At 64.7% G+C, this 14,646-nt stretch carries 16 protein-coding genes, 3 tRNA genes and 5 pseudogenes; 12 read left to right on the top strand and 12 right to left on the bottom strand.

The annotated features are described in order from the left end of the window. Positions 1-299: 299 nt before the first annotated feature. Positions 300-536: pseudogene (locus BYZ73_RS19775) on the top strand (zincin-like metallopeptidase domain-containing protein); the annotation flags it as partial. Positions 537-760: 224 nt separating this feature from the next. On the opposite strand, the gene BYZ73_RS19770 reads toward BYZ73_RS19775, so the two are convergent. The 5 genes and pseudogenes from BYZ73_RS19770 to BYZ73_RS19750 form a co-directional block, all read right to left on the bottom strand. Next, positions 761-1,012, bottom strand: a complete 252-nt coding sequence (locus tag BYZ73_RS19770) for a HipA N-terminal domain-containing protein (RefSeq protein WP_108028998.1) — start codon at positions 1,010-1,012, stop codon at positions 761-763. Beyond that, complete coding sequence (locus tag BYZ73_RS19765) at positions 1,013-1,264, bottom strand: helix-turn-helix domain-containing protein (RefSeq protein ID WP_108028997.1); 252 nt, start codon at positions 1,262-1,264, stop codon at positions 1,013-1,015. It abuts the gene before it with no gap. 140 nt (positions 1,265-1,404) lie between these two features. Continuing rightward, on the bottom strand, positions 1,405-1,599 hold the full coding sequence (locus tag BYZ73_RS19760) for a hypothetical protein (RefSeq protein ID WP_112317368.1): 195 nt from the start codon (positions 1,597-1,599) through the stop codon (positions 1,405-1,407). A gap of 572 nt (positions 1,600-2,171) precedes the next feature. Beyond that, positions 2,172-2,387: pseudogene (locus BYZ73_RS23925) on the bottom strand (RNA ligase family protein); the annotation flags it as partial. A gap of 439 nt (positions 2,388-2,826) precedes the next feature. Continuing rightward, positions 2,827-3,411: an exopolysaccharide biosynthesis protein gene (locus BYZ73_RS19750; protein ID WP_245943245.1), complete on the bottom strand. Its 585-nt coding sequence runs from the start codon at positions 3,409-3,411 to the stop codon at positions 2,827-2,829. Between the two features lie 329 nt (positions 3,412-3,740). Here BYZ73_RS19750 and BYZ73_RS19745 point away from each other — a divergent pair, with 329 nt between their 5' ends. After that, entirely contained in the window at positions 3,741-4,625 is an 885-nt protein-coding gene (locus tag BYZ73_RS19745) for a DMT family transporter (protein WP_245943244.1), read from the top strand. A gap of 10 nt (positions 4,626-4,635) precedes the next feature. On the opposite strand, the gene BYZ73_RS19740 is transcribed toward BYZ73_RS19745, so the two are convergent. The 6 genes and pseudogenes from BYZ73_RS19740 to BYZ73_RS19715 all read right to left on the bottom strand — a co-directional run bounded on the left by BYZ73_RS19740 (position 4,636) and on the right by BYZ73_RS19715 (position 7,847). Further along, positions 4,636-5,307: an SDR family oxidoreductase gene (locus BYZ73_RS19740; protein ID WP_108028992.1), complete on the bottom strand. Its 672-nt coding sequence runs from the start codon at positions 5,305-5,307 to the stop codon at positions 4,636-4,638. Between the two features lie 107 nt (positions 5,308-5,414). After that, positions 5,415-5,819, bottom strand: coding sequence for a PIN domain-containing protein (locus tag BYZ73_RS19735; RefSeq protein ID WP_112317365.1), 405 nt, complete (start codon positions 5,817-5,819; stop codon positions 5,415-5,417). Beyond that, positions 5,809-6,039, bottom strand: a complete 231-nt coding sequence (locus tag BYZ73_RS19730) for an AbrB/MazE/SpoVT family DNA-binding domain-containing protein (RefSeq protein ID WP_112317364.1) — start codon at positions 6,037-6,039, stop codon at positions 5,809-5,811. Before BYZ73_RS19730 ends, BYZ73_RS19735 begins: the two co-directional genes overlap by 11 nt. A gap of 373 nt (positions 6,040-6,412) precedes the next feature. Beyond that, positions 6,413-6,646, bottom strand: a pseudogene (locus tag BYZ73_RS19725) (transposase); the annotation flags it as partial. Positions 6,647-6,748: 102 nt separating this feature from the next. Then, complete coding sequence (locus BYZ73_RS19720) at positions 6,749-7,084, bottom strand: dihydroneopterin aldolase (RefSeq protein ID WP_181498123.1); 336 nt, start codon at positions 7,082-7,084, stop codon at positions 6,749-6,751. Further along, positions 7,077-7,847 carry an SDR family NAD(P)-dependent oxidoreductase gene (locus tag BYZ73_RS19715; RefSeq protein WP_112317362.1) on the bottom strand — a complete coding sequence of 257 codons (771 nt, stop codon included), beginning with the start codon at positions 7,845-7,847 and terminating at the stop codon, positions 7,077-7,079. Before BYZ73_RS19715 ends, BYZ73_RS19720 begins: the two co-directional genes overlap by 8 nt. Positions 7,848-8,108: 261 nt before the next feature. Between BYZ73_RS19715 and BYZ73_RS22525 the strand changes: the two genes are divergently transcribed. The 10 genes and pseudogenes from BYZ73_RS22525 to BYZ73_RS19665 all read left to right on the top strand — a co-directional run. Then, positions 8,109-8,588 (top strand): hypothetical protein, encoded by a 480-nt coding sequence (locus BYZ73_RS22525; RefSeq protein WP_146746350.1) that lies wholly within the window; start codon positions 8,109-8,111, stop codon positions 8,586-8,588. 693 nt (positions 8,589-9,281) lie between these two features. After that, positions 9,282-9,358, top strand: a tRNA-Met gene (locus BYZ73_RS19705). Positions 9,359-9,567: 209 nt separating this feature from the next. Further along, on the top strand, positions 9,568-11,778 hold the full coding sequence (locus BYZ73_RS19700; protein ID WP_112317360.1) for a DEAD/DEAH box helicase: 2,211 nt from the start codon (positions 9,568-9,570) through the stop codon (positions 11,776-11,778). A gap of 278 nt (positions 11,779-12,056) precedes the next feature. Next, a tRNA-Leu gene (locus BYZ73_RS19695) sits at positions 12,057-12,144 on the top strand. Positions 12,145-12,323: 179 nt separating this feature from the next. Beyond that, a tRNA-Val gene (locus BYZ73_RS19690) sits at positions 12,324-12,399 on the top strand. Positions 12,400-12,538: 139 nt separating this feature from the next. Beyond that, entirely contained in the window at positions 12,539-12,841 is a 303-nt protein-coding gene (locus tag BYZ73_RS19685; protein WP_108028984.1) for a hypothetical protein, read from the top strand. Positions 12,842-13,199: 358 nt separating this feature from the next. Further along, positions 13,200-13,610 (top strand): DNA cytosine methyltransferase, encoded by a 411-nt coding sequence (locus BYZ73_RS19680; protein ID WP_245943243.1) that lies wholly within the window; start codon positions 13,200-13,202, stop codon positions 13,608-13,610. Next, positions 13,603-13,941 carry a hypothetical protein gene (locus BYZ73_RS22520; protein WP_146746349.1) on the top strand — a complete coding sequence of 113 codons (339 nt, stop codon included), beginning with the start codon at positions 13,603-13,605 and terminating at the stop codon, positions 13,939-13,941. Before BYZ73_RS19680 ends, BYZ73_RS22520 begins: the two co-directional genes overlap by 8 nt. Beyond that, the gene (locus tag BYZ73_RS24210; RefSeq protein WP_112317369.1) at positions 13,902-14,084 is read left to right on the top strand and encodes a helix-turn-helix domain-containing protein; all 183 of its coding nucleotides are present in this window, start codon (positions 13,902-13,904) and stop codon (positions 14,082-14,084) included. The genes BYZ73_RS22520 and BYZ73_RS24210 overlap by 40 nt, the downstream gene beginning before the upstream one ends. Before the next feature lie 152 nt (positions 14,085-14,236). Then, positions 14,237-14,421 (top strand): annotated as a pseudogene (locus BYZ73_RS19665) (IS481 family transposase); the annotation flags it as partial. A gap of 89 nt (positions 14,422-14,510) precedes the next feature. Here BYZ73_RS19665 and BYZ73_RS19660 read toward each other — a convergent pair. Further along, positions 14,511-14,646: pseudogene (locus BYZ73_RS19660) on the bottom strand (IS5/IS1182 family transposase); the annotation flags it as partial.

Genomic DNA, 14,646 nt, shown 5'->3' with positions numbered 1-14,646 from the left:
GCTCGTCAGGCTCATAACCTGAAGGTCGTAGGTTCAAATCCTACCCCCGCAACCAAATTCCTTAGCGTTTACAAACCATTGCACGCCGCACTTCGGGGCCGCCGTTGCGTTTCCACCGCCCCTGGAAGCACCGTGGAAGCAAGAAGCGCCGAAGTCCTGCATATCGCTTCGTGAATCGACGCCTGCAATGAGCGTTGCTTCCAGTGCCATACCCTGTGACCACTCAAAGATCGAATACGTCACGCACCTGTGGCCTGATCTTCGCTGAGTCGATGGCGCCGTCTAGCCGTGTTTTTCCTGCCCGCGAGGAACTGGACGCCGAGCTGGGCGCGGCTTTTCTCTGCGCTGACCTTGCCTTGACCTCCGAGCCGGGCTAAGACCATGCCGCCTATATTCAAAGCTGGCTGAAGGTTTTGAAAAATGACAAGCGGGCGATCTTCTCTGCTGCTGCCCATGCCCAGCGTGCCGCCGACTATCTGCACGGGCTGCAACCCGTCTTCGACGAGGATGACAGCAAACAATGGGTTGCCGCGTAAGCGGCAGCCTTTTCCCTGGCCAGAGAAAATTAGCATCCGCCGGAGGCGGACGCACCTCCCTGCGGGTTTGAAGGGGAAAGGCTTTTTTGTGGCCTGCGCCGATGCTTGGCCGTTTTCCGGGGCAGCGAATTTCTATGATTATCAGTTTGTTGCGCGAAGTTGCTGAGTGACTTTGGCCGGTTGGCTGGCCGCTTCGGCTGCGGAGCGCAGTGCGCTCCAAGCCATCATGTCAGCATTTGTCGGTAAGTTGTTCTAGCCGTTTGGAAATCGCAGTCTGAACGGATGTCGTGATTTCCTCCGGAAAAGCGGCCTTCCCGTAAGGGCAGAGAGAGCGAGATCGGCATCCGATGTTCCCAGTCCAGCCACGAGCGGTCATAGACAAAGCTGATCGCACCCGACTTCTCGCGCAGGAGTTGTCCGACAAGCGGCGTGTTCAGGAAGACGTTCAACGGTGTGAAGCTGCGGCGGCGACCCATCTAGAAGATGTCCTCTAGGCCGTTTTGCGACCCCTTGCTTCTTGGTTGCACCTGGATTTCAAGGTCGAGCGCAGCGAACAGGTCGAAGAGCGTTTCCAGCTTGGTACTGGCGACGCCATTCTCGATCTTGGAGATGGTCTCCTGCCAGACCCCGCTTCTGGCTGCGAGGTCTTTCTGTGTGAAGCCCTTGGCCTTCCGTGCTTCACGGATGGCGTGGCCGATATCTCTGGGGGTGCGCGCTAACTGCTTCATATCTTATCTCTTTCTATAAGTATGACGCAAAAATCATATTTTGTCAATATGACGAGAAAATCATAAGCCATCATTATGATCTATGTATCATAGATCGCCTTTATGGCCTCTGCATCATATCCCAGCGAGGGAAGGCCCCGTCAGAGAGACTGGGCGGGGGTGGCGCAACGGCGATTGCGCACGCGGGTGGTGTTTTCGAGGGACGCCAGGATGTTGCGGCGCTCGGCTGTGCCGGTGGCCGTGGCCATCAGCAGGCGTTCAAGCACGGCGTAAAGCTCATCCAGTTGGTCGTCGGCAAGCTGCTCCAGCTCGTATATGGTGAAAAATGCGATCATCGTGATCCTCCTGTTCTTGGCATTGTCGAGCCCGAACCATTCGGGACTTCGTTGAACAGGACGACCGGCATCATCGGCGTGATGGGGACACCTTCGGGCGCAACATATGTGAAGCAGGCCTGCCCTTGTCCCGCCCTCTCAGGCCGCATGTGCCAGACCTGAATGTCTCAGAAGCCCCCTGAATGCGTGATCGGCAATACCGTCGAGAACAGGACAGTGAGCGCAGGGTCAGCGGTTTCCGCCATTCGTTGCGGGAGCCGGAGCTTGCCATCGCCCTTGGGTGGGCTTTGCCCGTACATCGCCTGAATTCCTGACCGAACGCGGTCGCCCGTCAATATCCTGCCCGCACCACACTGTCTTCGCTGCGCTACGACGCGCCGTGTTGGACATGACAGCCGCCCTTTTCCGTCCGGTCTTGCGGAATGGCATGAACGAGCCAACCCCAAACCAAAGGAGAAGCAAAATGGCTGATACCCTCAACAAACAACAGAAAACCTCGCCCCGAGCGCCCGACTTCCTCGCCTGGCACGTCACGCAAAAGGACGACAAATCCTAATGGAACAAGGTCGGTGCGGCCTGCGCGCATGGGAACCGCCGGCGTGAAGGGTCGTATTCTCGCCGTCCATCTTTTCGGTGACGACGAGGTCTTCCGCCATCAGGCCTTCAAGCGAAGACATGATCTTGTCGTCGCTGGTGGCGCCGGGCGAAAATGGCAGGTGAACTGTGCGACCGGACTTCTTCGCGTGTCCAGGCCAGCAAGATGGCCGCCTTGCGGCCAATGGGCGCATTCCCGACCGTCGCTGCGTTTTGCATGAACGACCGCTTTGTTCCGGGCAAGTCCCATGAGCCGGTCGTCCTGCTCAGGCGAAGGGGATCAGGCCGGCTTTCGTCGGCAAGGTCCTCTCCGAATGCCCCCTGGCCTGTTTCTCCCTGCGCGAACCTTCGACCCTGATCGGCGGTGGTCGGCCTCGGGGCCGCGCCGATGCGCCCTTCGGATAACGATCATCGGGGCGGGACGGCATCGATCTGAAATCCGGATCGCCAAGGCGACATGAACGTCGATTTTTCAAACGTCCGGTTCTGATGCTGGCGCTCGAGCAGGAAGGGTGCATGCCTCGCCGCTTCCGGTGCTGTTTAAGCCGATGCGGAAACCCGCGCTCCAAGACCACCGATCGCTGGCGGGCAAGACCGGCGGGCCGATCGGGTGCCCTGCCCGGCCGGGGGCAGCTACGGGATCACCGCCTCGGCGCTGGCGGCCAGCGAGACCACGATGGCGACGGTCAGCAGCACCGAGGCCGCGCCCATCACAAGTCCCCAGATCGTGACCCGGCCATCATGCTCGACCATGCCGACGCCCGCGACGAACAGCGAGATCGCCGGGAACCATCCGCTGCCAGGCACCGGCAGGAACAGGGTGAAGGCGATCACGAACAGCGCCGCTCCCAGCGCGCGTTCGTTGCGGCGGCGGAACAGGGCGGGGGTGCGCGGCCTCAGAACCCGCTCCAGCCGCCGGGTGACGGGGCGCAGCCTCAGCACGGTGCGGCGCAGCTTGTCGTGATCCAGCCGTAACCGCGCCAGCGGTCCCGGCAGGCGGACATGGCGGTAGCCCAGCATCATCTGCGCGGTGGTGACCAGCACCGGCAGCGCGGTCACCAGCGAGGATCCGGGCGGCAGCGGCAGCATGGTCATGAGCGCGAACACCACCACCGCCCAGCCGAACGAGGTCTCGCCCAGCCCCGACAGCAGGCTGCCGAGGGTCAGGTTGCCGGCATCGTGCTGATCCCGCGAGGTCCGCAGGATCGGAAGCGACAACGAAACACGTCGCCGGGAGCCGCGATTTCTGTTCATCAGGATATCCCACGTGGGCCGCTGTTACGCGATATCGCCCCCGGATGCCATGACTTCGATTGCGGGCGCGGGCAAGTGTCTGCCGGGCGGGCGGGTTTCCGCATGCGGCCGGGCGGCTTGCCGTGCAATTCCGGTCCGATCCTGGCGGATCGCCCCCGATTGTCCCGATATCCGGGGGCGGGGCAGCGCTGGGGGCGGCTTCGACCATGACAGCGAAGCGCGGGCGGGCTAGGGTCGCGCCGCTGGGGAGGACCCCGGAAACGGGCCGGGGGGCTGGTGAAAGGAACGGACGAATGACCGGAACGGCGGCAACCGTGGCGGCGCGCGACCCCATGCCGGGGATCGCGGCGATGTGCGCGGGCGTGGCCTGTCTTTGCGTCAACGACGCCTTCGCCAAGGCGCTGACCGAGGGCTATTCGCCGGTCCAGATCCTGTTCCTGCGCAGCCTGATCGCGCTGCCTTTTGCCGCCGCTATCGCGGTCGGGACCGGAGGGCCCCGGGCGCTGGTCTCGCGCCGCCCGCTGGCGCATCTGGCGCGGGGCGGGCTGGTGATCGCGGCGGCGCTGCTGTTCTTCACCAGTTTCCGCTATCTGGGGCTGGCCGAGGCAACCGGGCTGATCTTCGTGGCGCCGATCTTCATCACCGCTCTGTCGGCGCTGGTCCTGCGCGAGCCGGTGGGCTGGCGGCGCTGGCTGGCGGTGGCGGCGGGCTTTGCCGGGGTGCTGATCGTGGTCCGTCCGGGGGCGGCGGCGTTTCAGCCGGCCTCGGTGCTGCCGGTGCTGGCGGCGCTGTTCTATGCGGTGCTGATGCTCAGCGCGCGCTGGCTCGATGCGCGCGAAAGCGTCTGGACGATGCAGCTCTGGCTGGTCGGCAGCTCGGTGCTCCTGAGCGGTCTGGCGGTCGGTTTCGTCTGGACACCGGTCCCGGCGGGCGATCTCTGGGCCTTCGGCTGCATCGCCCTGTTCGGCACGCTGGGTATGACGCTGATCACCCAGGCGTTCCGGATGGCGCCCGCGGTGGTGATCGCGCCGCTGGACTATACCGCGCTGCTCTGGGCCACCGGTTTCGGCTGGCTGTTCTGGCAAGAGGTTCCCGACCGCGCGACGGCGGTGGGGGCGGCGGTCATCGTCGCCAGCGGCGTCTTCATCATGATCCGCGAAAGGCGGGCGGCTGGCTGAGCGCGCCCCCTCAGCCGGTCGGCATGATATGGATCTCGCGCAGCTCGGCGCGGGGATTCTGTTCCAGCGCATAAAGCACCGCATCGGCGACATCCTCGGGCCGGATCTTGTCGGGCTTGGGGCTGTCGAAGAACGGCGTATCGACCATCCCGGGCGAGATCACCGTGCAGCGCCCGCCCCAGTCGCGCATCTCCTCGGACATGTTGCCGCCATAGCCATGCACGAACCACTTGGTCGCGGAATAGATCGAGCCCTTGATATGGGTCCGCCCCGCGGCCGAGCCGGTCAGCACCAGATGCCCCTTCGTGCGGCGCAGATGCGGAAGGGCGGCACGGGCGGTGAACAGCACGCCCATCACGTTTAGATCGACCATCCCGCGCCAGTCCTCGGGATCGCCCGCTTCGGTGCCGGGCCGTTCGAGGCCGCGCCCGGCATTGGCGAAGGCCGCATGCAGTGCGCCGAAGTTTTCGACGGTACGGGCCACGGCTTCCTCCTGCGCGGCCGGATCGGTGGCATCGCCGGGCAGGGCCAGCGCCGCCGCGCCCAGCTCGGTTGCCAGCGCGTCCAGCTTGTCGGCCGAGCGCGCCATCAGCCCCACCGACCAGCCACGGGCGACGGCGGCGCGGGCGGTGGCGGCGCCGATACCGCTGGAGGCGCCGGTGATGAACAGGGTTCGGGTCATGCTCTGTCTCCTTCGGGTCGGGTCTGGGCCAGGACCTGTGGCGCGGGTTGCGGGAGGCAAGGCCGGGCCCTCGGCCGCGGCGGTTCCGAACGGGCGAAGGCAGCGGTTCAGGCGGCGTCGGCGAAGGGATTGACGATCTTCAGCCGCCCCTCGACGGTCAGCCTGTCTTGCATGTCCTCGGACCAGAGCCTGGTACAGCCGCTGAGAAGCGCCGCGGCAACGATCATCGAATCGCAGACCGACAGCTTGTAGCGGGCGGCCAGCGCGCGGCCGACACCATGGGTGTCGACGGTCAGTTCGACCGTCTCGCAGAGATCGCGGATCCCGAACAGGAATTCGCCCGCTTCGTCATGGCTCATCCGGGCCTTGCGGAGGCAGTTCACCAGCGCCTCGTTCAGCACCTGGATGCTGATCGTGCCGCCCTGGACCAGCAGCGCCTCGGCCCGGTCGGCCTTGAGCCCGTCGTCTAGCAGGTAGAGGATGACGTTGGTGTCGAAGAAGTCAGCGGCCATTGGCCGCGTCGCGGCTCAGCCGGTCTTCGGACGCCAGACGGCCGCGGAACCGGCGCAGCCCCGACAGCACCTCATCGGCACGGGGATGGCGGCTGACCGCAAACCGACCCTCGCCCGAGGGCTCCAGCTCGATCCGGTCGCCCTCGCGCAGGCCGAGGGTCCGCACCAGATCCGCGGGCAGGCGGACGGCAAGCGAATTTCCCCATCTGGCGATCTGCATGGCAGCCTCCGTCGCGGCAGGTTGGATAGACATTGGAGAATGTCTATCCTCCGGACCCGTGAGATAAGTCCCGAGCCTCTAAGCGCAGTACGATGAGGCGGGCCTCCTCTATCCCGGGTGCGTTTCCGGCGCGGGCGCGGCGCCTCGGGCCAGGGATTTGGACCATTGCATGGAACCATGTCCTGTTCCGCGGTGGGCCCGCCCGGTTTCGGATGCGGCGCTTCCGTGGCGGGCGGCGGTTCCGTACGACGTCCTTCATATCACTGCGTAAATAGGTGCGCGGGATAACCTTTGCTTCCAGTCCCGCTGGATAGAGATCGATCGCATCGATACTGGCCGGGAGCCCGCCGCCGAAGGCGAGCCCTCGTACATAAACCGTGACGACGTCCAGCTTGGGCAGCAGGCGCTTGAGCTTGGCGTTCTCATCTTCCAACGCCTTCAGCCTCGCGACTTCGGAGACCTCCATACCACCATACTTGGCTTTCAGCTTGCAGAACGTCGCCGGGCTGAGGCCATGCCTGCGGCACACCTCAGCTGTTGGCATGACCGCCTACTGCTCTCTGATCATCCCAATTATCTGCGCCTCGATGAAACGGCTCTTTCTGATTCGTCTGCTCCTTCGCGGTTGAGCAGACTCTCCATCAGGCTGACGAATCTCGTGGGGGGGGCAGGTCAATTGCCGCGCCGCAGGCGGCGGGAATACGGGATGTCAGTTTCCCCGGTATGAAACGCCGATGGACTTGCAGTCCCTGAAGACATCCGGCTTTCTGGAATAGACCGTTGCAGAGAGTGCCCCCAGCGAGAGGATGTGGTCGTGAATCCGGGCAACAAGGTCTTCCTGCGTTTCGATGAACTGCATCGAGAACGCTCTGATGAAATCCACCACCCGATCGTAGTCGAAAATATCGTCTTTTCCGCATGACCGGGAATCGACGTCGATCTCTGCACAGATCAGAACCCTTTGCGGGGCCGTCTTCTCGAAATCGTGAATGCCAAGATACATCCGGATTTCCAGATCCTCGAGGACGATCCTGTAGCTACTCATCAAAATACCCTTCCTTCGTGAGAAAGGCCACATCCCTTGACAGTTGCATCATCGATTGCCCGCCATCGATGGTGATGATCTGGTCGTTACAACTCTTGACCTTCCAGAAGAAAAGCGCCGCATCGGCGATGTCGGACGGGAAGACTCTTCTGCCCAGATAGTTGATGCGGCTGCTTTTTTCGAAATTCTCGGCGCTTTGCTTTCCGCTGATCAGGGTAATGCTGGGCGCAATCCCGCAGACCCTGGGAAACCCCGAAAAACGCATTGCCATCATCCGCGTTGCGGCCAGCAGGGCGGTCTTGCTCAGGCTATAGGTGAAGAAGTCGGGATTCAGTGCGAAGACCTTGTTATCGAGCATGTTGAGGATCAGCCGATCCTCGGCCTCTTCCGGCTGGCGCCGCATCAGAGCCCCCAATTGGACGGGCGCCTTGAGGTTTACAGCAAGATGATCGTCGAATTGCGTGTCCTCATAGTCCATCAGGTCGTCATTGACGAACATCGAGGCATTGTTGATGCACAGATCGACCGCGCCGATCGTGGCGCGCACCTCTTCGAACATGCGCTTCGTCTCGTCGCGGTCCCGCAGGTCGGCACGGTGTATCGAGCAGATCCGCCGCGACCCATTCAACTCGTCCCGCAAGGCCTCGGCCTCGCCTTCGGACGTTCCGTAATGGACGGCGACCTGGAACCCGGCCTCGGCGAAGCGGCGCGCCAGGTCCGCGCCGATCCGCTTGGCCCCACCGGTTATCAGGATATTAGGCATGGCCAGGCTCCCTCCCGTCGAAAATCTCCGGCCTCTCCTGCATGCTGGATCGGATCATGAACATGAGATCCTGCGCGAAGAACACCCTTTCCCAAGGGCTCCAGACCGTATCCTCCGGAAGCGCGGCGGTGGCAACCACAATCAGGCACACCTTGCCATCGACGACGCGCGGCAGAGGAGAGCGGTTGAACGTACAGGCAATCGGGGCACCGGCGCGCCCTCGCGGACCCCTGCGGCCTGAAACGCCTCGATTGCGAGGGAATGGCAGACCTTCGACGACAGGAACGAGAGAATATCGCCCTGGAAGCTTTCGCGCGCCATCAGCATCCACGGATGTTTCGACGAAAGGCAGGCATTGATGTCGGCGCGTCTGACAACCATTGCAATCCGCAGATCGGCTCTGAGATCGTGGTCGTTCAATCTTGCCGAAATGTTATCGCCGGCATGGAAGCGGTCAGGCGAGTGAAACACCTTGATCTTGGCCGACCGATGGTCATCGATCTTCGGCTATTTGAAAAACTGATGGAAGTCCAAGAAGGTTCTTTTCTCTTCCGGCAGGAATTTCGGGTGATGGAGGATCGTCTCTGCACGCTTTTTCTCGGGGCTCGTGATGATCGAATGCTCGCCGAAAGGGGCTCGCCAACGAAAATGACCAGCAGAAGAGCCGGAAAGACAATACCAGGAAGATATGCGCGGGCCAAAATCCAGTCGGGCCTGTTGTCCTCCAGAAAGGCGGGGTAAAAGCGAAGTCCGCACGTGGTCATGGACCCAACCATCGGAAATAAGGTAATTGTCCCGACCAAGACCGGCACATAAGTGATCTGGATCTGAATGGTGGTATTTACCGAACCTCCTTTCCGAAGATCAACCCGCTCGGAACGCCCGCTGCCAAGGCGCTTGTCATTTGGATCACGAGTGACAGGTCTAAACCTCGCGAGGCGCCGGAGCAATTCACGGCCAAGACGGGTGGGCGGCCCCGGGCGGCATGGCCCCTGAAGATCTGCCTCGACGCGGCAGGCATCCGGCGCTTGTCGTCCCTCCCGGGACCGAACGATCCCGATCCTGTATGATACGGCTTTCCATCGTTCCCCCGTGCCGGTCATCCGTGCCGCGCGGGCAAAGCCGCTGGGCGAACGCGCGAAACCGGTCTCAGCTTCGGGGCAGCCCACGGCCCGGACCATGGCGAGTGCTGCGCGGGCAGGAGCCCAAAGCCGTTCGAAGGCGCGCGGGTCGGCCATGCGGTGGCCGCAAGCCGGGGGCGGCGCCTCGCCACGGCGGGGCAGGCCGTTCGTAACCGCGGCCCTGAAACGGCCGGCGTTTTCGGGTTCCGGCACAGCCGGGGCGACCGTCGGAATGACGCAGGACCCCGGCGATTTGCCCGCGAATTTGCGCTTGACGCCCCCGAGGTCGTCCCTTACTCAGCGCCACACTCTTGGCGGAGTAGCTCAGTTGGTTAGAGCAGAGGAATCATAATCCTTGTGTCGGGGGTTCGAGTCCCTCCTCCGCTACCAGTTCCCTCCGGAAGCAGACGGCAGAGCCGGTTTTCCGTTGCCCGCGTCCCGATTCTTACCAGCAGACATGCGTAACCGGGGTCCGGGGCGCGAAACTTTGCCCGCGCGCCGTGCGAGGATCGCTTGCGCCTAGACATGCGCGTCATGATACCCTAGCGGTGCCTTTTTGGCCCGCCATGCTGGCGCGGCGCCCCACGGATGGTCCCCATATGATCCCGAGTCTTTCCGAAGCCCTCGCCGAACGCGGGTTCGATACGCTGACCGATGTGCAGAAGGCCGTCACCGCGCCCGAACTGGCCGAAACCGACCTGCTGGTCTCGGCCCAGACCGGCTCGGGCAAGACCGTGGGCTTCGGGCTGGCCATCGCGCCGACGCTGATGGGCGAGGACGACCGGATGGGGCCGCCGGCCGCCCCGCTGGCCCTGGTCATCGCGCCGACCCGCGAACTGGCCCTGCAGGTCCAGCGCGAACTGGTCTGGCTTTATGCGCGGGCGGGCGCGAAGGTCGTGTCCTGCGTCGGCGGCATGGATGCCCGCGACGAACGCCGGGCGCTTGATCGGGGCGCCCATATCGTCGTCGGCACGCCCGGACGGCTGCGCGACCATATCACCCGCGGCGCGCTCGATCTGTCCGATATCCGCGCGGTGGTGCTGGACGAAGCCGACGAGATGCTCGATCTCGGCTTCCGCGAGGATCTGGAATTCATGCTGGGCGCCGCCCGGGCCGAACGGCGCACGTTGCTTTTCTCGGCGACGGTGCCGCCCGCGATCGCCGAGCTTGCCAAGCTTTACCAGCGCGACGCAGTCCGGGTGACGACGCTGTCGCGGGGCAGCCAGCATGCCGACATCGCCTACAAGGCGGTGCAGGTGACGGCGGCCGATGCCGAACATGCCATCATCAACCTGTTGCGCTTTCACGACGCGCCCACCGCCATCGTCTTTGCCAATACCCGGGCCGCGGTCAGCCGTCTGGCGGCGCGCTTTGCCAACCGGGGCCTGTCGGCGGTCAGCCTCTCGGGCGAGCTCAGCCAGGACGAGCGCAGCCATGCGCTCCAGGCGATGCGCGATGGCCGGGCGCGGGTCTGCGTGGCGACCGATGTGGCCGCGCGCGGGATCGACCTGCCCAATCTCGATCTGGTGATCCATGCCGATCTGCCGACCAATACCGAGACGCTGCTGCACCGCTCGGGCCGCACCGGGCGGGCCGGGCGCAAGGGGATCTCGGCACTGATCGTGCCGGACAAGCTGGTCAAGAAGGCGCGTCTGTTACTGAAATGGGCCAAGATCGAGGCCGAATGGACCGTGGCCCCGACGCCCGAGGAAATCCTCGCGCTCGACGAAACCCGGCTCCTGGCCGATGCGCTCTGGGACGCCGAACCGACAGAGGCCGAGGCCGCCTTCGCCGCCCGCCTGCTTGCTGACCGCAGCCCCGAGACGATTGCCGCCGCCTGTCTGCGGCTTTACCGTGCGGGTCTCTCGGCCCCCGAGGAACTGAACGCGCCCGCCGCGCCCGGCGCCCGGCCCGAACGTCCGCCCTTCGGGCCCTCGGTCTGGTTCGAGCTGTCGGTCGGTCGCGACCGTCGGGCCGAGCCGCGCTGGCTGCTGCCGCTGGTCTGCCGGGCCGGAAATCTCGAACGCTCGCAGATCGGCCGGATCCAGCTTCTGGCCAAGACCTCGCTCGTCGAGATCGCAGAGGCCGCCGTGTCGGGCTTTGTCGAGCGGATCGGCCCCGAGGGGCTTCTGGAAGACGACATCCGGGCCAAGCGGTTCTACGGCCCGGTCGAGGACACCCGCGGCGCCCCGCGTCCGCGGCCCGCACGCCCGAAGGCCGAAAGACCCAGGACCGAGCAAGCCGGGACGGAGCAAGCCAGGACGGAGCGGGCGCCCGAACCAGCGCGCCCGGCGCCCGCCGAGGGGACCGTGCCAGCCACGTCCTCCGTCGCGGACGAGGCCACGGCAGACCGTCCCGCGCCCCGTCCCAAGCCCAAATTCGAACCGAAGTTCGGGTACCGCCCGGAGCGACGCGACGCCCGACCGGCCGAGGCAGAGCCGCCAAGGTCGAAGGCCCCCCGGCGCGGCGCTGACAGCGCGGCCGATGCGACGAAGGGCGACCGGCCGCGCAAACCCCGCCATGCCTCCGAACCGCAGGGAGCCAGGCCGAAGGAGGGTCGCAAGACCGGGCCGAAAAGCGCCTCGAAGGACTGGTCCAAGGACCGGCCCAGGGACGGAAAGCGCCGCACGGAGGCAGACGCAGCCCCCGCCGACCGCCGCCGGGCCGATGCGGCCGACCCCTCGAAGCGACTCGAACGGCCGGGGGCACCAAAAGGAAAAGGCGGGAAGCCCAAGGGCCCCGGGTTCAAGCGCGGCGGGCCGAAGCCGACTTCCAGCGGGGGCAATACGCCCCCCAAGCGCAAGCACTGAGCGCGGCCCGGTCCCAATCTGAAATCGGCCCGATCCGGCGCGCGATCGAATGCGGTTCGCGGCAGTCTTGCGCGGCGGAAGAGCCAGGCCGCCTTCGGTGGCAGGACGACGGTCGCACCGCAACGCCCGCTGCCATCGCCGGACCGGAGGCCCTCGCTGGCCGTGGCCGGACGGTCAGCGCAAAGGGTCAGGGCATGGAACACTTTGCCCGGCGTTTGCCTCGCCGCCTTGCTGGACACCGTGCGGAGGCTATGCCAGAACCATGGGCGCAATGCGATGCGGGCGTGGCGAAACTGGTAGACGCGCGGGACTTAAAATCCTGTTTTCTTTGCGAAATTGTGGGTTCGATTCCCACCGCCCGCACCAGTCAGGATGCCCCCACCCGTACCCGAACACGCGCAGCGCACGGGATGCTGCCAGCACCGCGGACCACGCCCGGGCTTGCGCCGTCGCGAGTCACCAGCTAGACCGCGCGGCGCAACCTGTGATGGACCGGCGTCAAGACGGATCCCACACATAGTGTGCCCGGGCTCCTTCCGCCCGGAGGGCCGATAGCTCAGGGGTAGAGCGGATGGTTTACACCCATCGACAGCGGGGGTTCGATTCCCTCTCGGCCCACCACCCCAAGATTAATGCGCGGATTTTAAATGAAAATCGCGATTGTGGACCACGCGAGAACAGGCGTGGTCCACATTGCCTGTTGAGGACGGACCTCCCCGCCCAACTGCGGGCGGCGATTCCATCCGCGGAATTCCTCCCCGTGGATGACGCCCGCCAGCCCATCCGCTGCCACTGGCTGCGCGACGAAGACGGCCTCGAGATCCTGATCCCGATGTGCTGCGGGGCGGCAATAGGCGGCCCGGCCGAATGCACCCGCAATGTGCCGGAGAGCCGGATCGAAGCGGCAGAGCGCGGCCGGGCTGAGGCGGAGGCTCATGTTCTGCGGCTCATGGATGAGCGGGATCGCCGCCTTCACGAGCAGGCCGGAATCTGGAGACGGAACAAGCGCCTGCGCCAACGGATCGAAGACCTGGAAACCCTGCTGGCGGCGAAGACCAGCTAACCCCAACGCCCCACGGGGCAGGCGATGAGGGCCGAAGGATGACCGCGTTTGGGCCGCAGTTCTTTGCTTTTTCTGGGCGCACAGCATTTGAGCATGGCGAAGGCTTCTGCTGCGAGTGCGCCATCTGCGGGCGTACGGTTTCAGCGCCGCACAGGTTCCAAGGAACGACCATCTGGTGTTTATACTGCGGCCTTGAGCGCGGGATTGCGCCTATAGAAGTCCCGGGCGGCTTTGAGTTCACATGCGGTGTCACGCGCGAAGAGTGCGGACTTATCCGCTTTTCCGGTTCCGGGTCGGTGATGTCGAACGATGCCCAGACGCCGGTGCGACCGGAATGGCGGATCATGAACCGGTCAGGATGGGCCTCACGCAGAAACCGGATCGCGCGGCCGATCTCGCTGTCGCCGGGATGCGCGGTGAAGCCGAAGACAGTGAGGCCCCGATGGGTCCGCAGCGCGGCATGCCACAGCGCGACACAGTCGAGACTGCAGAAATCGCCCAGCACGTGCAGCCGGATGAGCACACGGTCATGCGGATGCTCAGCCCGCGCGAGTTGTTCAACGCCCAGGGCTTCCCGTCTGACTATGTGATCGAGGGTGTCCGGGACGGGCTCGACAGCGACGAGCCAACCTTCCGCCCGTTTTCCAAGGACGTGCAGATCAGCTGCTGCGGCAACTCTGTCTGCCCGCCAGTCGCGGCCGCCATCATCGCGGCCAACTGCCAGCACCTGGCGGTGCCCATGCAAGCCGAGGAAGCGAACAATGCCTGATCGATGCGGACACGTTGAGACCTGGCGCGACCCGTGGCCATACGACGGCCCAATTCAGCGCGCCGACGGCGCCCGCCCATCCAATCACTATCTATGGCCGACAGAACAGTGGGTGGCCTCCCGCGAGACGCGGCTGAACATCACGTTCGACATGCGGATCGAGATAACTCACCTTGCCGACGGGCGATTTTCGACGTGCGGCTGGGTGCCCGGCATCGAGACCGGCACCGATTTTTACGGCCGCCCCTGCGTCTTTGACGACCGAACTGTGGCTATCCGCATCACGCATGGATCACAGAGCGCCGTATCGACCGCGCCAAAGGTCTCCTGAGCGGCCCGGCCCCACTCGTTCAGATCGCCGACACCTGTGGCTTTGCCAGCCAGAGCCACTTCACCCGCGCGTTCAAGGCTGCGACCTCGACGACTCCCGCCGGCTGGCGGCGTGCGGTAAAGGATAGCCCCAGAAACACTTAGGGCTCGAAGCGGACCTGCGGCGGCGCGGCATGGCGCCTGTGCGCCTGGCGCTACCGATTCGGGCGCTCGCTGCCGATTGCGGCCGTTCGGTCCCCCAAACCCGATCCGGCAGCGGATCACGGAAGCGGCCTTTCATCGCTGTTGCAGCCCCCTTGGATCTGCCGATAAGGGCGTGCTGACGGATAACGGTCGCGAGTTCTGCGGTACCGAAAAGCACCCATACGAACTCCATCTCGATCTGAACACCGTCGAGCATCGCCGCACCAAGGTCCACACGTCGAAGACCAACGGCTTCGTCGAGTGGTTCAACGGCACGGGGCTGGAGGAGTTCTCCCGCGAAAAATGCGAGACCTTCTAAGAGGCGGTCGAGGCGGCACTGTTGCGCAAATCAGCTGACGACCGCAGTTCCCCTTTCCCCGGACACACTTATCCCATGGCCACGGTGAGCGGGATGCCGAGCGCCGTGAAGCGGTTGAGGACCGCCGCCCGGATCTGGACTTCGGCAACCTGGCGGTCGAAGTCCCGTGACATCAGCCTCTGGCCGAGCAGTTTCACGCAGTTC

It is taken from the genome of Rhodovulum viride (assembly GCF_003265965.1).
In the GTDB taxonomy this organism is placed as follows: Bacteria; Pseudomonadota; Alphaproteobacteria; order Rhodobacterales; family Rhodobacteraceae; genus Rhodovulum; species Rhodovulum kholense.
The sequence above is the reverse complement of the archived record's forward strand: the minus strand, read 5'-3'. Positions and strand labels throughout refer to the sequence as shown.

Coding starts and splice junctions, on each gene's coding strand:
- BYZ73_RS19770 (WP_108028998.1), bottom strand. CDS start 1,012: ATGGGTCGCCGCCGCAGCTTCACACCGTTGAACGTCTTCCTGAACACG.
- BYZ73_RS19765 (WP_108028997.1), bottom strand. CDS start 1,264: ATGAAGCAGTTAGCGCGCACCCCCAGAGATATCGGCCACGCCATCCGT.
- BYZ73_RS19760 (WP_112317368.1), bottom strand. CDS start 1,599: ATGATCGCATTTTTCACCATATACGAGCTGGAGCAGCTTGCCGACGAC.
- BYZ73_RS19745 (WP_245943244.1), top strand. CDS start 3,741: ATGACCGGAACGGCGGCAACCGTGGCGGCGCGCGACCCCATGCCGGGG.
- BYZ73_RS19740 (WP_108028992.1), bottom strand. CDS start 5,307: ATGACCCGAACCCTGTTCATCACCGGCGCCTCCAGCGGTATCGGCGCC.
- BYZ73_RS19735 (WP_112317365.1), bottom strand. CDS start 5,819: ATGGCCGCTGACTTCTTCGACACCAACGTCATCCTCTACCTGCTAGAC.
- BYZ73_RS19730 (WP_112317364.1), bottom strand. CDS start 6,039: ATGCAGATCGCCAGATGGGGAAATTCGCTTGCCGTCCGCCTGCCCGCG.
- BYZ73_RS19720 (WP_181498123.1), bottom strand. CDS start 7,084: ATGAGTAGCTACAGGATCGTCCTCGAGGATCTGGAAATCCGGATGTAT.
- BYZ73_RS19715 (WP_112317362.1), bottom strand. CDS start 7,847: ATGCCTAATATCCTGATAACCGGTGGGGCCAAGCGGATCGGCGCGGAC.
- BYZ73_RS22525 (WP_146746350.1), top strand. CDS start 8,109: ATGGCAGACCTTCGACGACAGGAACGAGAGAATATCGCCCTGGAAGCT.
- BYZ73_RS19700 (WP_112317360.1), top strand. CDS start 9,568: ATGATCCCGAGTCTTTCCGAAGCCCTCGCCGAACGCGGGTTCGATACG.
- BYZ73_RS19680 (WP_245943243.1), top strand. CDS start 13,200: ATGGGCCTCACGCAGAAACCGGATCGCGCGGCCGATCTCGCTGTCGCC.
- BYZ73_RS22520 (WP_146746349.1), top strand. CDS start 13,603: ATGCCTGATCGATGCGGACACGTTGAGACCTGGCGCGACCCGTGGCCA.